Annotated in this window: 15 protein-coding genes; 7 read left to right on the top strand and 8 right to left on the bottom strand. The window is 63.2% G+C overall.

Going from position 1 to position 14,799, the window contains the following annotated elements:
• Positions 1–3: 3 nt before the first annotated feature.
• Positions 4–729 carry an SDR family oxidoreductase gene (locus ACXAF5_RS20635; RefSeq protein WP_474948041.1) on the top strand — a complete coding sequence of 242 codons (726 nt, stop codon included), beginning with the start codon at positions 4–6 and terminating at the stop codon, positions 727–729.
• 101 nt (positions 730–830) lie between these two features.
• On the opposite strand, the gene ACXAF5_RS20630 is transcribed toward ACXAF5_RS20635, so the two are convergent.
• Positions 831–1,859 carry a zinc-binding alcohol dehydrogenase family protein gene (locus ACXAF5_RS20630; RefSeq protein ID WP_474948040.1) on the bottom strand — a complete coding sequence of 343 codons (1,029 nt, stop codon included), beginning with the start codon at positions 1,857–1,859 and terminating at the stop codon, positions 831–833.
• Between the two features lie 283 nt (positions 1,860–2,142).
• On the opposite strand from ACXAF5_RS20630, the gene ACXAF5_RS20625 reads away from it, so the two are divergent.
• Genes ACXAF5_RS20625 through ACXAF5_RS20605 form a run of 5 tightly spaced genes read left to right on the top strand, consistent with a single transcriptional unit; the run spans position 2,143 to position 6,012 of the window.
• A complete protein-coding gene (locus ACXAF5_RS20625) occupies positions 2,143–2,778 on the top strand; it encodes a DUF4178 domain-containing protein (protein ID WP_474948039.1) in 636 nt (211 codons plus the stop codon).
• Positions 2,775–4,061 (top strand): DUF4178 domain-containing protein, encoded by a 1,287-nt coding sequence (locus tag ACXAF5_RS20620; protein WP_474948038.1) that lies wholly within the window; start codon positions 2,775–2,777, stop codon positions 4,059–4,061. Before ACXAF5_RS20625 ends, ACXAF5_RS20620 begins: the two co-directional genes overlap by 4 nt.
• A gap of 6 nt (positions 4,062–4,067) precedes the next feature.
• A complete protein-coding gene (locus ACXAF5_RS20615) occupies positions 4,068–4,232 on the top strand; it encodes a hypothetical protein (protein WP_239368425.1) in 165 nt (54 codons plus the stop codon).
• A gap of 26 nt (positions 4,233–4,258) precedes the next feature.
• On the top strand, positions 4,259–4,483 hold the full coding sequence (locus ACXAF5_RS20610) for a DUF350 domain-containing protein (protein ID WP_239325256.1): 225 nt from the start codon (positions 4,259–4,261) through the stop codon (positions 4,481–4,483).
• A complete protein-coding gene (locus tag ACXAF5_RS20605) occupies positions 4,480–6,012 on the top strand; it encodes a polyamine aminopropyltransferase (RefSeq protein ID WP_474948037.1) in 1,533 nt (510 codons plus the stop codon). Before ACXAF5_RS20610 ends, ACXAF5_RS20605 begins: the two co-directional genes overlap by 4 nt.
• A gap of 176 nt (positions 6,013–6,188) precedes the next feature.
• On the opposite strand, the gene ACXAF5_RS20600 is transcribed toward ACXAF5_RS20605, so the two are convergent.
• Positions 6,189–7,058 carry a LysR family transcriptional regulator gene (locus ACXAF5_RS20600; protein WP_474948036.1) on the bottom strand — a complete coding sequence of 290 codons (870 nt, stop codon included), beginning with the start codon at positions 7,056–7,058 and terminating at the stop codon, positions 6,189–6,191.
• A 183-nt stretch (positions 7,059–7,241) separates the two neighbouring features.
• Between ACXAF5_RS20600 and bla the strand changes: the two genes are divergently transcribed.
• The gene (gene bla, locus ACXAF5_RS20595) at positions 7,242–8,126 is read left to right on the top strand and encodes a class A beta-lactamase (protein ID WP_474948035.1); all 885 of its coding nucleotides are present in this window, start codon (positions 7,242–7,244) and stop codon (positions 8,124–8,126) included.
• Positions 8,127–8,142: 16 nt separating this feature from the next.
• Here the strand turns inward: bla and ACXAF5_RS20590 are convergent, their stop codons facing one another.
• The 6 genes from ACXAF5_RS20590 to ACXAF5_RS20565 are packed head-to-tail and all read right to left on the bottom strand — an operon-like array spanning position 8,143 to position 14,757.
• Positions 8,143–9,762, bottom strand: coding sequence for an FGGY-family carbohydrate kinase (locus ACXAF5_RS20590; protein WP_474948034.1), 1,620 nt, complete (start codon positions 9,760–9,762; stop codon positions 8,143–8,145).
• Positions 9,759–10,412, bottom strand: coding sequence for a nucleoside/nucleotide kinase family protein (locus ACXAF5_RS20585; RefSeq protein ID WP_474948033.1), 654 nt, complete (start codon positions 10,410–10,412; stop codon positions 9,759–9,761). The genes ACXAF5_RS20590 and ACXAF5_RS20585 overlap by 4 nt, the downstream gene beginning before the upstream one ends.
• Complete coding sequence (locus ACXAF5_RS20580; RefSeq protein ID WP_474948032.1) at positions 10,412–11,260, bottom strand: sugar phosphate isomerase/epimerase family protein; 849 nt, start codon at positions 11,258–11,260, stop codon at positions 10,412–10,414. The genes ACXAF5_RS20585 and ACXAF5_RS20580 overlap by 1 nt, the downstream gene beginning before the upstream one ends.
• The gene (locus ACXAF5_RS20575) at positions 11,260–12,270 is read right to left on the bottom strand and encodes an ABC transporter permease (RefSeq protein ID WP_474948031.1); all 1,011 of its coding nucleotides are present in this window, start codon (positions 12,268–12,270) and stop codon (positions 11,260–11,262) included. Before ACXAF5_RS20575 ends, ACXAF5_RS20580 begins: the two co-directional genes overlap by 1 nt.
• On the bottom strand, positions 12,267–13,259 hold the full coding sequence (locus ACXAF5_RS20570) for an ABC transporter permease (RefSeq protein ID WP_474948030.1): 993 nt from the start codon (positions 13,257–13,259) through the stop codon (positions 12,267–12,269). Before ACXAF5_RS20570 ends, ACXAF5_RS20575 begins: the two co-directional genes overlap by 4 nt.
• Positions 13,252–14,757 (bottom strand): sugar ABC transporter ATP-binding protein, encoded by a 1,506-nt coding sequence (locus tag ACXAF5_RS20565; RefSeq protein ID WP_474948029.1) that lies wholly within the window; start codon positions 14,755–14,757, stop codon positions 13,252–13,254. The genes ACXAF5_RS20570 and ACXAF5_RS20565 overlap by 8 nt, the downstream gene beginning before the upstream one ends.
• Positions 14,758–14,799: the final 42 nt, after the last annotated feature.

Here is a 14,799-nt window from a genome sequence, read left to right as displayed (position 1 = left end):
GTTATGAGTTTTGACGGCAAAAGCGTCATCATTACCGGCGCGGGCAAGGGCATTGGCCGGGCCTGCGCCCTCTATCTGGCGGGGCAGGGCGCGCGCGTTATCGCGATCAGCCGCACGCAGGCCGACCTCTCAAGCCTCGCCGCCGAAATCGGCTGCCGAACGGTGCAGGCCGACCTGTCTGACCCGCAGGCCGCACGTGATGCGATGGCAGAGGCAGGGCCCGCAGATTTCCTGATCAACAGCGCGGGCATCAACGTGCTGGAGAGCAGTTTCGACATGACCGATGCGGGCTATGAGGCGGTGCTGGGCATCAACCTGCGGGCAGCCCTGATCACCTGTCAGGCGTTTGCGCGCGCGCGTGTGGCCGCCGGTGGGGGCGGCGCGATCGTCAATATCACCTCGATCGCGGGGCATCGGGGGTTTGCCGAACACCTGTGCTATGCGGCTTCAAAAGCCGGGCTGGAAGGTGCCAGCCGGGTCATGGCCAGGGAATTTGGCCCTCACGGCATTCGCGTCAATTGCATCGCGCCGACCATCACCCTTACGGACCTTGCGGTGGAGGCATGGTCCGCGCCGGAAAAATCCCAGCCCATGATGGTCCGCCATCCTGTCGGTCGCTTTGCCGAGGTGGAGGAGGTCGCAGCCAGCGTTGCTTTGCTGCTGTCAGAGGGATCTGCCATGATCACCGGCGCGGTCCTGCCGGTGGATGGCGGGTTTCTCGCCGTTTGAGGCGGCGCAAGGCCGCCCCAGGCCCCGCGCACACCAGCCCGAAGGCGAGGGGGAGAGGCGTCCCCCGCCTCCCGGCCGGTTGAGGTGACGTTCTGTCGGGATCAGAACCCGCTCAGGACAATCTTGCCTTTGGCAGAACCGGTCTCGATCGCCTGATGCGCCTGCCGCAAGGTGTCGGCATTGATCGGTGTCAGGATCTCCGCCACCGTGCTGCGCAGGCGTCCGGCATCGATCTCGGCAGCGACGAAACTCAGCAATCTATGCTGTTCGATCATATCTGCGGTCTGATGCATGGCGCGGGCGAACATGAACTCCCAGTGCAGGGAGGCCGCCTTGGTCTTCAGGCCCGCCATCGGCATTGGCAGGTCGGTGTCATCGATCGACACGATCCCCCCTTGCGGGCGGATCAGTTCCACCGCCGTGTCCCAATGGCGCATATCGTTGAAGATCGCGATGTGATCGACGTGATGGAACCCGAGCGCCCGGGTCTGCGCCACCATGTCTTCGTGATGATTGACCGTGTGATCGGCTCCCATGTCCTGCACCCAGGCGATGGTTTCCGGGCGCGAGGCGCTGGCGATCACCGTCAATCCCGCGCGTTTCGCCAACTGGATCGCCACCGAACCGACGCCACCGGCGCCTCCGATCAGCAGGACCGACTGGCCCGCATCCGCACCGTCGCGGTCGATCCCCAGCCGGTCAAACAGGGCCTCGTAGGCGGTGATCGTGGTCAGGGGCAGGGCGGCGGCTTCGGCGTGGGTCAGGCTGCGGGGCTTGTGTCCCACAATTCTCTCGTCCACGCGATGATAGTGCTGGTTGCAGCCCGGGCGGGTGATGTCTCCGGCGTAGTAGACCTCATCCCCGGGTTGAAACAGCGTCGCCTCCGGGCCGGTTGCCACCACAACACCGGAGGCATCCCAGCCCAGCACCCGGGGGGTCGTTTCCACCTTGTCCTTTGGCGCGCGGACCTTGGTGTCCACCGGATTGACGGAGATGGCCTTCACTTCGACCAGCACCTCGCGTCCCGTCGGCGCCGTCACCGGCAATTCCGTATCGAAAAAGGCATCGGGGTCATCGGCAGGCAGATAGCGGGTCAGGGCCACGGCTTTGGTGCGTTTGATAAGCGTCATGATATATGTCTCTTGTTGGTGCGACGCCGGTTCAAGCGTCCTTGGTCAGCGCCAGCACGCCCGGCACGGAGACATTTGGTGATTACTTCACATCTGATAATGCACCCATTCTTGAAGGGATAATTCGCCCCTTCCGAATACAGCAACCCGGGCCAGCCAAACCCGGCGTTCTGGCCGGTGTCGTGGTCGGGGAACAGCGCTTGCCATCGCGGCCGGATCTCACCCCCCCCAGCGCAGCCAAATGGAGACTTGATATTCAGCACCAATCGCGCAAGTTGCGCCCATGACAGAGTTTAGCTGCCCCAATTGCGGATCATCGGTTGCGGTGCGACTGGCGCTCATCAAGATGACCAACTGTACCCACTGTGGGACAACGCTCGTTCTTGATGGGCCGGGCGTCACCCCCTTGGGGACAGGTGGCGACATGCACGCGGCACCGATGATGTTTGGATTGGGCGCGCAGCTGATCCTCCCCAACTGGGAAAAGGGGCACAGCTATAGAATGCAGGTCTTGGGCCATGCCCGGTTTTCCTATGGCCGCGGCTTCTGGGACGAGTTCTGGGGCCTGGACGGGGAGGGCAGCTCCTGCTGGCTGTCTGTGGACGAGGGCGATCTGGTCCTGCAATGGCCGCTGGCGCCGGCGAAACGCCCCCGGCACCGCCCGCCGTTTCAACTGGGCGAGCACCTGACACTGGACGGCAGCCGGTATCGCGTTGTGGAGGCCGAAACAGCCACCTGCGAAGCGCTGCGCGGCAGTTTCGACGAGGCGCTGCGATGTCAGGACGCGCATGACTTCGTGAATGCCCAGGGGCCCGATGGCAACCTGCTGTCAGCCGAATTCTGGCCCGGCGGAGAAGCCTGGTTCGTCGGCTGCTGGATCGATCCGTTCGAGCTCCAGATCCGGGAGGCCGGCGCATGACTCGCAGTGCCGCGCTTGTGGCGATCAACTGCACCTGCTGCGGGGCAGGGCTCGATGTGTTGGGCGGTGGGCGTGTGGAGGTTCACATCTGCCCCTATTGCGGCAGCACATTGAACGCGCAGGACAATTACAAGCTCCTCGGCCAGCATGATCGCAAACGCCAGACCACGACGCCGATCGAGATCGGCATGCGCTGCCACCTCCACGGCGTCGACTATACCGTGATCGGCCTGATCGAGCAGTACGAACGCTGGGCCGGTCAAAGCGCGCTCTGGGTGGATTTCCAACTCTATTCGCCGACCCATGGCTATGTCTGGCTGACGCTGGAAAACGACCACCTGACGCTGAGCCGCCGCGTGCGCACATCACGGATGCTGACCCCCGCCGAGGTGGAGCGGGCGCATGCGCAACCTCGGCTGAAATTTCGCGGCATGTGGTTCAAATACTATGAAACCTCCACCAGCGAGGCGATCTATGTGGCCGGGGAATTCTCCTACCGGCCGCAAATCGCGGATCGGGTGACCACCGTGACCGTCGTGGCCGCGCGGGCTGCATTGCACTTCAGCCGCACCGGGCAGGAGGACGAGGTCGAAATCAGCACCTACGTAACCCCCGCCGAGGCCAATGACGCCTTTGGCACCGATCTCGGACTGCGCTCCTCCGGGGTGCACCCGGAACAGCCCTTGCGCAAGGGACCCAACCACGACTTCCTGCGTCGTCTCTGGCTCTGGGGTGCCGGCCTCTGCCTGCTGCTGACCCTGTTTCTCAGCGGGGGGCGCGGCAGTACCGTGCTCAACACAACCTATGCGGTGAATGACCTGCCCGTGGAAGTGCCCTTTGCGGTTGCGACCGCTGATCAGTTGGTGGAAATCAAACTTTCCGGCCCCGTCAACAACAGCTGGGCCTATTTCGACATGGAAGTGACCGGACCGGAGGAAGACCCGCTGTTCGGGATCGGGCGCGGCATCGAATACTACACCGGCAGCGACAAGGACGGCAGATGGAGCGAGGGCAACCGAACCGCCCGCGTCCGGTTCCGACCGGAGACCTCGGGAACACATGCGCTGTTCCTCGACCTGTCAGAGGCCGGCAACTGGCCCGCCACAGCGCCCGGCACTCCGATCCGAGAGGTATCGCTCACAGTGCGAGAGGGGCTGACAAGCGGCAGTTGGGCGCTGAGGAGCGGACTGTTTTTTGTCGCATTGTTTGCGCTGATGACCGCGCGCCAGGTTCTGCACCATGTGCGGCGCTGGCAAGGATGCGACTGGACCGACGAGGACTGACCTGCCATGACCCCGATCCGATTGATCGCCCTTCTCTTTGTGGCCACCGCCGTGTCCGCCTCTGCCTATGTCGGCTACTGGGGCTACGGTGGCGAGAGCCGCGATCTCGACCGCTCCGTCCGCATTGGCTCCTTCGGGGGCGGATATTCTGCCAATTCCCGCGTCAAGTGACGCCCAGTAACTCCAGCGAGGCCGCCATGGATTATCTCTCTGCCATCCAGATCACCGAAGTGATCAGCACCATCTTCTACACCATTCTCGGTGTCGCGCTGATGGGGCTGGTCTGGAAATGCATCGACTGGCTGACACCCTTCCCGATCATCAAGGAAATCGAGGAGGATCAGAACATCGCACTGGCCATCCTGATCGGTCTGCTGTTCATCGCCGTGGCCATCATCATCGCGGCCGTGCTGGTCTCATGACGCTGGCCCGCGGGCGCGAGATCTGGCTTCTTGTTGCCACCTTCCTGATCGCGGCCGCCGGCCTGATCTACGAGCTGATCGCCGCCACCTTGTCGAGCTATCTGCTGGGCGACAGCGTGCGGCAGTTCTCGATCGTCATTGGCCTGTTCCTCTCCGCCATGGGCCTTGGCGCGTGGATGTCGCGCTACTTTGACAACGCCTTTCGCGCCTTTGTCTGGGTGCAGATCCTGCTTGGGATCTGCGGCGGTTTCATGGCGCCGGTTCTGTTCTTCACCTATGCGTGGTCCGGTGACGTGGCGGTGCCGCTCTATACGCTGCTGGGGTTGGCGGGGGTGTTTTCCGGCATGGAAATCCCGCTGATCGCCCGCGTGCTGGAGCACACAGGCGCCGCCAAATTCCGCTTCGAGAACGTTCTGAGTGTCGACTATATCGGCGCGCTGGTGGCGTCTCTGGCCTTTCCGTTCTTTGTCATTCCGCATCTGGGGTTGATGGCGGCCAGCCTCGCCTTTGGCGCGCTGAACCTGGCGGTGGCGGGATTTTCAATCTGGCTGTTCCGATCCCATCTCAACATCGGCCAGCTTGCGGCCTGGGTAGTGGCCTTCGCGGTGACCCTGGTCGCATTGTTTCATGCGGATCGCATGGTGACGCTGACCGAAGCGGAGCTGTTCGAGGATGACGTGATCTTCTCCGAGGCGACGCCCTATCAGCAGATCACGGTCACCCGTTTCCGGGACCGCACGCGGCTGTTTCTGGATTATTCGATCCAGTTCGACAGTATGGACGAACATCGCTATCACGAACCGCTGGTCCACCCCGCCATGGGGATGGCGCCGCGCCGCAATCAGGTGCTTGTTCTTGGTGGCGGCGATGGCATGGCGCTGCGCGAGGTCCTGCGCCACCGGGATGTGGAGGCCGTCACCCTGGTGGATCTGGACCCCCGGGTCACCGAAATCTTCAGCACCCAACCCCATCTGGCGGCACTCAACAGCCACGCTTTCGCGGATTCCCGTGTGACGGTTGTCAATCAGGATGCGTGGCAATTTATCGAAGACACTACCCAGATTTTTGATGTGGTGATCCTCGACCTTCCGGATCCAAAGTCTCTGGCGTTGTCGCGTCTCTATTCGCGCCAGTTCTACGGTCTTCTGGTCGAACGGCTGAGCGGGCAGGGTGTTCTGGTCACGCAGGCTGGCTCGCCCCTGTTTGCACGCGATGCGTTCTGGTCGGTGGTAAAGACCCTTCGGACCACGCGCAACCCGCAGTCTCCCGGCGACGGGCTTCATGTCCTGCCGTATCACACGTATGTGCCAAGCTTTGGCGCTTGGGGCTTCGTGCTTGCGACACCTCAGCCACAACGGCCTCGGTCACTCCGTTTTCCGGATGGGCTTGGCTACCTGACGCCAGAGGTCTGGACCGCGGCGCAGACCTTTGGCGCTGACACCGGTCCGGTTGACGTGGCCGCGAACAGCCTGCAAACGCATCGCTTGCTGGAATATTATCTGGCCGGTTGGAGCGAGTGGTTCGACTAGGCGCAGACCGCCGGAGGGTCGCAAATTGCACAGGATGCATGCACCCACATAATCTTAGTTATGTTAATAAAAGAGCAGCGCCAATTGTCGGTAAGGCTGTAAGGTGCGGTGTGCCGCCAGAGGGCCTACGACCGGCAGCCCTCCGCCATAGGCGCACAAAGCGGGAGACAGGCGTCTCAGGCCTCGCACATCTGTCTGATCCAGCGCGTGAAGACACTCATCGCCGGGGTCAACGGCCGATCACTTGGCCAGCTGAGGAAATAGCGCCCCGTTGATACAGTCGCATTGAAGGGCTGGACCAGGCGCCGGGCGTCAATACGCTGGCGGAACATTTCGACAGGCAGCAACGCGACACCGTCACCGCGTTCCGCAAGATCCGCCAAAGCGACAGAAGAATCCAGCGTCGGCCCGGTGAGCGCCGGACAGGCCAGACCCGCGGTCGCAAACCACTGTGGCCACTCATCGCTCCGGTAGCTGCGCAGCAGCGGTGCACGACCCAGATCCTCGGGCCTCTGCAGGCGCGCTGCAATCTCGGGGGCACAAAGCGGTGCCAACGGCGTCTGCAACAGCGGCACACTGTCCAGCCCCGTCCACTGCCCCGCGCCAAACCGGATCGCCATATCCAGACCCTCGCGCAGGATCTCGACCCGGTTGTTATGCGTCGAAACCCGCACCTCAATATCCGGATGGTGTCGGTGAAACTCGGTCAACCGCGGCAGCAGCCAGCCAACGGCAAAGGTGGTCACCACACCCAGCTTCAGCACTTCGACATTGTGCTGACCGGTGATGCGGTCCAAGGCCCGCCCCATGGTGTCCAGCGCATGTTCGACCACGGGGAACAGGGCGCGGCCTTCGTCCGTGGCCACCAGCCCTGCCGATGTGCGCAAGAACAGCGCGGTGCCAAGCCGATCTTCGAGCCGCGCGATCTGATGGCTGACGGCGGCCTGCGACACCCGCAACATGATCGCCGCGCGCGTAAAGTTGCCCTGTCGCATTGCCACTTCAAAAACCCGCAGCGCGTTCAAGGGCAGATCCGGACGGTCCATGGCATTACCTCAGCTTATGGCATCTGTGATAATTTGTCGTTTGTGATGCATTTCGGCTTTCTATAGCTCATTGCCATGACATCAAGTGATGTCGCATCCACAAAATCCGCAGATCCATCTCTGCCCCTGGCCGCCGTCGCGGCCAGAGTGCGGCCCTGCGCGTGACACGAAGGAACCCAAGACATGCATCTTCTCCGAACCCTGCGACATCCGGCCCTCCCGGCCCTGGCCCTTGCTCTTCTGGCGGCTTCGCCCGTCGCGGCACAGACCCCCGAGGCGGAACTGAGCGACACCGTGCGGCGCATAGAGCAGCAGCTGGACGCAAGGATCGGGCTGGTGATCCGGGACAGCGGCTCGGAGTGGCGCTGGCGCCATCGGGCGGAGGACCGGGTTCTGCTCAACAGTACGTTCAAGGTGTTGTTGTGTGCCAAGGTCCTGAAGGACGTCGATGACGGAGTGATGGAGCTGGAAGACACCGTACCCGTTACAGAACAGGATCTTCTCTCCTATGCGCCCGTCACCCAGGCGCGGGTCGGCCAGGAGATGTCACTGGCGGAGCTGTGCCAGGCGACGCTGGACATGAGCGACAATACCGCCGCGAACCTGCTGCTTGACCGCATCGGCGGGCCGGCGGCGTTGACGCGCTTCTTACGCGACAGCGGCGACACTGTCGGGCGGCTCGACCGCCGTGAACCGGAGCTGAATACCCCCGCCAAAGACGGGCTGCAGGACACTTCGACCCCCGCAGCCATGGCCGCAATGCTGCAGACCCTGATCACCGGTGACGTGTTGTCCCGAGCATCGCAGGCGCAGCTCCGAACCTGGATGAGCGATGGCGGCGTGACCGGCGCCCTGTTGCGATCCTACGTTCCGGGCACGTGGCAGGTGGCGGACAAATCCGGCAGTGGCGACACCACCCGCAACCTGATCGCCATGGTCACCCCCGCGGCGGATGAACCCTATTTCATCGCCATTTACCTGGCCGACGCCCAGGCACCATTTGAAACCCGCAACGCGGCGATGATCGACCTGTCCAAAGCGGTCGCCACCCTGTTGCAAAGCCGCTGACCGCCCGGCGGCGGCGTCAACTCTGCGGTGTCAGCTCTGCCGCCGTCGCTTGCAGCCTTGCAAAGGCATCATAGCGGTCCTGGTGGATCCGGACGCGCGCGGCATCGGGCAGCGCCCGCCGGGCCACCCGCGACATCTGCGGCATCGCATCTGCCAAAGCGCCATATCGTCCTGCCGCAACCGCCGCCAGCATGGCCGACCCCAGCAAGACCGGCTCTGCGCTTTCGGTGACATCCACCGGCAGCCCGGTGGCATCCGCCAGCACCTGACAGGACAGCGGGTGCGTGCCCGCACCGCCCGACACCGACAGCGCGCTGACCTCCAGGCCCTGGGCGGACTGGGCGTCGAGGATCTGGCGCAGCCCGTAGGCCAACCCGCACAGCCCGGCGACATAAAGCGCAACAAGACTATCGACGCCTCGCTGCAACCCCAGCCCCGCCACAACGGCGCGGCGACCGGGATCGGCGAAGGGCGCCCGGTTCCCCCGGTATTCCGGCACCACATGCAGCCCGCGCGCCAGCGAGACCGCATCGCCAGGATGCGCCACCTTGCTCAGCGCCGCGTCGGCCAGCCACTGCGTCAGCCCCATGCCGCGCTCCGCCGCACGTTGGGCGGCTTCGGCACTTGCAGGGTGCGAGGCTGTCAGCTGATCCAGCGCCGCGCCCGCGGCCGACTGGCCGCCCTCGTTGAGCCACAATCCCGGGACCATCGCGGACTGATAGGGCCCCCAGACCCCGGGCACGAAACATGCCGTCGCACTGGACGTCATGGTGCAGGACGAGGTGCCAAACACATAGGCCATGGTGTCCTGCGCGGCATTCGGAGTGCCACTGGCCCCGACAGTGCCCACCCCCCCTGCATGCGCATCGATCAAGCCGGCAGCGACCGCGATCCCCGGCCGCAGCCCCATTTCCCGCGCCGCCTCGGGCGTCAGACCGGTGCCCAGCGACGTGCCCGCGGGCACCACCTCGGTACCGATCCGGGCAAACCCCTGATCTGCCAGATCCCCAAGCCCGATGCTTTGGAAATACGTCGCGTCCCAGCGGTTCTCGTGTGCCAGATAGGTCCATTTGCAGGTCACGGTACAGATCGAACGGTCGGTTGCGCCGCTGGCTTTCCAGGTCAGGAAATCCGTCAGATCAAAGAAATGCGCCGCAGACACATAGACCTCGGGCCGGTTTTCGCGCAGCCAGAGCAGCTTGGGCGTCTGCATCTCCGGGGAAATGCGACCACCGACATAATCCAGCACAGCATGACCGCCGGCATTGATCCGCTCCGCCTGGGCACGGGCGCGATGGTCGGACCAGACGATAATGTCGCGCTCCGGATGACGGGGGTGGCCGACCCCGGACACCGCCCCCTGCACCACCAGCGAACAGGTGGCGTCAAACCCGATGCCTGCGATCAGATCCGGATCGACCGCCGCTTCGGCCACGGCCGCGCGCGCGCTGTCACAGACCGCTTGCCAGACCTGGGCGCTGGATTGTTCGAAATGCCCCGCATCAGAGCGATACATGTCGAGTTCGCGTTTCGCGCTCCCGAGCAAATGACCCAGGGCATCAAAAACACCCGCGCGGGCCGATCCCGTGCCCACATCCACGCCGACGAAATACTGCATCCTGTCGCCTTTGGTCATACGGTTTCCTCTTCCTCCTCCCGGAACACCAGATCCGGTGCCCCGCTCCGGGCGATCACCAGTCGCCCGTTGGGCAAGTCGTTTGCCTCCAGTTTCTGTTGGATCTGGGTGTCGCTCAGCCGATAGCTCTGCCAACGCTGCCGCAGTCTTGCCGCCAGCACAGGCTCTGGCACCTCGATCAGCACGGTTCTGTCAAAGAGGGCCTGCACCCGATCCCAAGGGGATTGGCGAAGAAGCAGGTAGTTGCCCTCCACGATCACCAGCCGGGCCCGTTGATCGATCAGACGCGCCGAGCCGCGTGAAATTTCCAGATCGCGATCAAACACCGGCACGGCGACCCTGTCTTCGTGATCGTCCCGAAGCCGCCGCAAGATCGCATGCAGGCCGCCGACATCGAACGTATCGGGCGCGCCCTTCGACGGCCGCCGCCCCATTGCTTCCAGAACGGCATCGTCAAAATGGAACCCGTCCATCGGCAGCACGGCGCTCTCGCCGGGGCGCTGGGTCTCCAGCCACGCATGCAGCCTCGCCGCGGTGGTGCTCTTGCCAGAGCCCGGCGCCCCGGCAATCGCCAGAAACCGCCGCTCCGGTGTCGTCATCAGAGCGAGCGCCTCGGCACAGAGCCCCTGCATATCGACCACATGCGCCATCAGATCAGCCGGTATTGCGCAGCCTTGTTGCGCAGGAACGGCAGGCCCTTGGACATGACCTCGTCATGGTCCCGCGCCACCGGCCGCCAGACGGCCAGACCAAACCCCACCTCGGGCGGCATATTGATAAAGCTCTCCATCGCCAGCCCGCCTTTGAAATCAATCGCTTTCAAGGTGGCAAAGACTTCGTCCCAATCGCAGCATCCCTCTCCCGGGGTGCCACGGTCACTTTCGGACAGGTGGATGTAGCGCAGATACTCCCGCGCATCGAGAATGCCGTTCGCGGCGCCTTTTTCCTCGATGTTCATGTGATAGGTGTCGAGGTGAATAAAGATGTTGTCCGAGCCCACCCGCTCGATCAGGTCGCGCGCCTGCCAGCCGGTGTTGATCAGATGGTTCTCGTAGCGGTTCACCGGCTCGATACCAAACAGCAGCCCGACCGATTTCGCATAGGCCGCCGAGGCCTCCAGCACGCGGGCGATGTTGTCGTATTCCCCTTCGGTCGGATAGGTGCCGGTGCGCTGCCCGATCCCGCCAAACGTCACCCCGGACAGGGCCTCGGCGCCGCAGGCCTTGGTCTTGTCGATGGCGAGCCTCAGATACTCGGTCGCACCCTCGGGATTGACCGACGCCCAGTATTGTTCCGGCAACCCGAGGGAGCAAACCGCCCGCAGACCGCTGCGGTCCAGCAGGCCCGCAGTATGGGCGGTGTCGACCTCTGCGGGGCGCAGCATCGGGATTTCGATGAAATCGACCCTATAGGCCTCTGCCCCTGCGACCGCGCGCTCTGCGCCGTCGCGATCCCAGTTCATTGTCCACATGCTGGTATGTACGCCAAAGCCTTGCATTACTTATCCTTTCCGGAGAATACGTCGAATATTTGCCGCAGGCGGCCGGATCGCAGAACCATGACGGCGGTCAGAAACAGGCCCCATACGGCCGTTGCGAGATGTTGATTGGCGCCGATCAGATTGAGGCCCGAAGACAGCACCTGAAGGATCACCAGCGCGATGATGACGGGGGCAACGCGGCCATGCCCGCCAAAGGGATCGATCCCGCCGAGGAAACAGGCCAGCACCGTGATCAGCAGCATGGCCTCACCGTGGCCCACGCGCACCGAATTGAATCGCGCCGCCATCAGGATACCCGCGATCGCGCATAGCACCCCGGAAAGCGTGTAGATCAGCACCAGCGTGCGCTTGGCATTGAGGCCTGCATACTCCGCCGCCCGCATGTTGGAGCCGGTCATATAGACCGAAAACCCATGTGGCGTGCGGCGCAGCAACACATGCCATCCAAGCGCGATCAGGCCAAACAGGATCAGCGGCACGGGAATACCGATCAGGGAGCCATGGCCCAGAACACGCATGTAATCGGGAAAGCCGGATATGTCGCCGCCGCGGGTCAGGAACTCGCCCAGCCCCCGTAGAAAGATCATCATCGCAAGCGACACAAGGATCGGATGCGCGCCCACATAGGCGACCACCGCCCCCATCGCAGCGCCGGCCAACGCTCCGACCAGCAAGGCAAGCGCGCCCCCGAGTATAAAGGCCCCGATGCCCGCTTCGGCACCACCGAACTGCATGATGGTCCACGCCAGCGTCAGCCCGCAGATATTTGCGGTAAACACGATGGCGAGGTTCAGGCCCCCCGACAGGATCGGCGCCAGCATCGCCAGGGTCAGCAGGCCCAAGAGCGGCATCTGAAATCCCATCGACCCCAGGTTGGCGCCGCTCAGGAACCGCGGCGAGGCCAGTGAGAAGAGCAACACCAGCAGCCCCAGCAGAGCCAACAACCCGAGGTTTTCTCCATTCGGTCCGGTTTTGATCCGGGACATGCGTGACAACAGCGCGGTCATGAGCGGGCCTCCTTGCGACGTGGCCGCAGCGACAGATCGATATTGGATGTTGAAATGGCGATCAGGATGGCGGCGCCAATAATCATCTGGAAGGCAAAGGGCGACACCCCGAGCAGGTTCAGCCCGTTTTGCGTGATGGCGACAAACATGACGCCGAGGATGCAGCCCAAAATGGTCCCCTTGCCGCCGCCCAGCCGAGCGCCCCCCAGAACAACCGCAGCCAGGACCTCCAGCTCGCGGCCATAGAGCGCATTGGGCACCACCTCCTTTACGATATTGACCTGACAGAGACCGGCGATGCCCGCCATCAACCCCATCCAGCCAAAGGCGACCCCTTGCATCACGGCGATATTGACGCCGGCACGGCGCGCACCTTCGGGATTGTCGCCAAAGGCATAAAGCTGACGGCCAATATTACTGCGCTGGATCAAGCCCCAGGTGGCGATCACGCAGCCGATCATCACCGCGACCGACAGTGTCAGCTCAGACCAGATGCCTTGCGCGTTTTCATGCTCGAAGATGAAGATGCGTGCGGTCCACCAATCGGGCAGATCGTAGATGTTGCGTCCACCGCTGAAGAACATCAGCAGGCCGAAGAAGGCGTTGAATGTGGCGATGGTCACCACGATCGAGATGATGCGGAAACCGTGGATCAGCCACGCATTGAGCAGCCCAAGCAGGATGCCGAGTGAACCGCAAAACAGGAACCCCAGCACCCAGTTGCCGCCGCCGACACTGATCAACAGCTTGGCGGCGATGTACTGCACCACCGAGGAGGCCACCGCAAAAGAGATATCAATCCCGCCGGCAATCAGAACGACCAGCAGCCCAACCGCCCAGATCAGGTTCACGGCGCTGTTGTTCAGGAGCGAGGTCAGGTTGGGCAGGGTGGCAAATTGCGGCGCGGCCACGGCCAGCGCGATACAGATGAGCGCCAGCACCACGGCCAGCCGAAGCTCGATCTTATAGGGTCGCAAGAGATCACGCATAGATCCGCTCCTCAAGTTGGGGGACAGTGATGTCACGCGGGTCATAGGTCTGGCGAATGCGGCCATCCGCCATGTGCAGGATGCGGTCGGAATGATACATGACCTCGGTGACCTCATCCGAGATCAACAGGATCGCCAGCCCCTCTTCCGCCAAGGCGCGAACGATGCGGAAAATCCCCGCGCGCGCGCCGACATCGACCCCCACGGTGGGGCTGTCGAGGATCAACAGGCGCGGTTCCGTGGCCAGCCATTTGGCGAGAACCACCTTCTGCTGATTGCCGCCGGACAGAGTCGAGATTGCATCTTCGGGCGTGCCAATCTTGACGCCCAATTCACGGATCCAGTGCCCGACCGTCGCCGCTTTGTCGCGATCCGAGATCAGCCCGGTTGCCGTGGTCAGCTTTTGCAAAATCGAAATCACCGTATTGTCGGCAATCGATTGTTTCTGAAGAAGACCAAGCGACAGGCGATCTTCGGAAACATACGCCAGCCCGCGCCTGATTGCGTCGCGGATGCTGCCGGGCCGGTAAGACGCTCCTTCCAGCCGCATCTCTCCCGTATCGGCGGGGCGCAGCCCCATCATCACATGGGCCAGCTCGGTTCGCCCGGCGCCGATCAGCCCGGTCAGCCCCAGGACCTCTCCCGCACGAATGTCAAAAGACACATCGGCAAATTCACCCTGACGCGACAGGCCCTTGGCCTCGAACACAACATCAGTGTCAGGCAGATCCCGCGCGACCACCTCGTGTTCGATCAGATGCCCGGTCATCAGTTCGCCCAATCGGGCCTGCGTCATGCCCTCGGTCGGGTACACTCCGACCAGATTGCCATCCCGGACCACCGTGACCCGCTCTGCAATATCAAGCACCTCGGCCAGACGGTGACTGACAAACACAATGGCGACCCCGGCGGCCGAGAGTTTGCGCACAATGTCCAGCAAGCGGTCGGTTTCGGATTGGGTCAAAGACGCTGTTGGTTCATCCATGAAAATGAGCCGCGCATCGTTCATCAACGCCCGCGCAATCGCCACCACCTGTCGCTGCGCAATCGGCAGATCGTTGAGCGGCGCAGCCAGATCCATGTTGACCCCCAGACGGGACAGAACCTCGCCGGATCTTTCAACCATTTCGCGATAGCGCACCGACTTGGGGCGCAGGCCAACCAGATCGTCAAAGGCGATGTTCTCCGCCACGCTCATATGTGGAAACAGCGCGAGATCCTGCCAGATCACCGACACGCCGCGCTGACGGGCCTGCACCGGCGTGATCCGGTCCACAGCCGCGCCGAAAAGCTCGATCAACCCTGCCTGTTCAGGCTGGTGCACCCCTGTTACCACTTTGATAAGGGTCGATTTTCCGCAACCGTTCTCGCCCGCGAGACAATGCACCTCGCCCGCGCGCACTTCGAAATCGACTTGTTTCAACGCCTGCACCCCGCCAAAGGACTTGGAGACCTTGTGCAAGCGCAGCGCAAATTGTTCTGCCGGAGCAGGTGTCATGGATCACCTCTGTTTGCTGGTGGCAGATGAAGGCAAGGCCGT

It is taken from the genome of Epibacterium sp. ABV4_022 (genome assembly GCF_056159345.1).
This window is presented reverse-complemented; position numbering and strand designations above follow the sequence as displayed.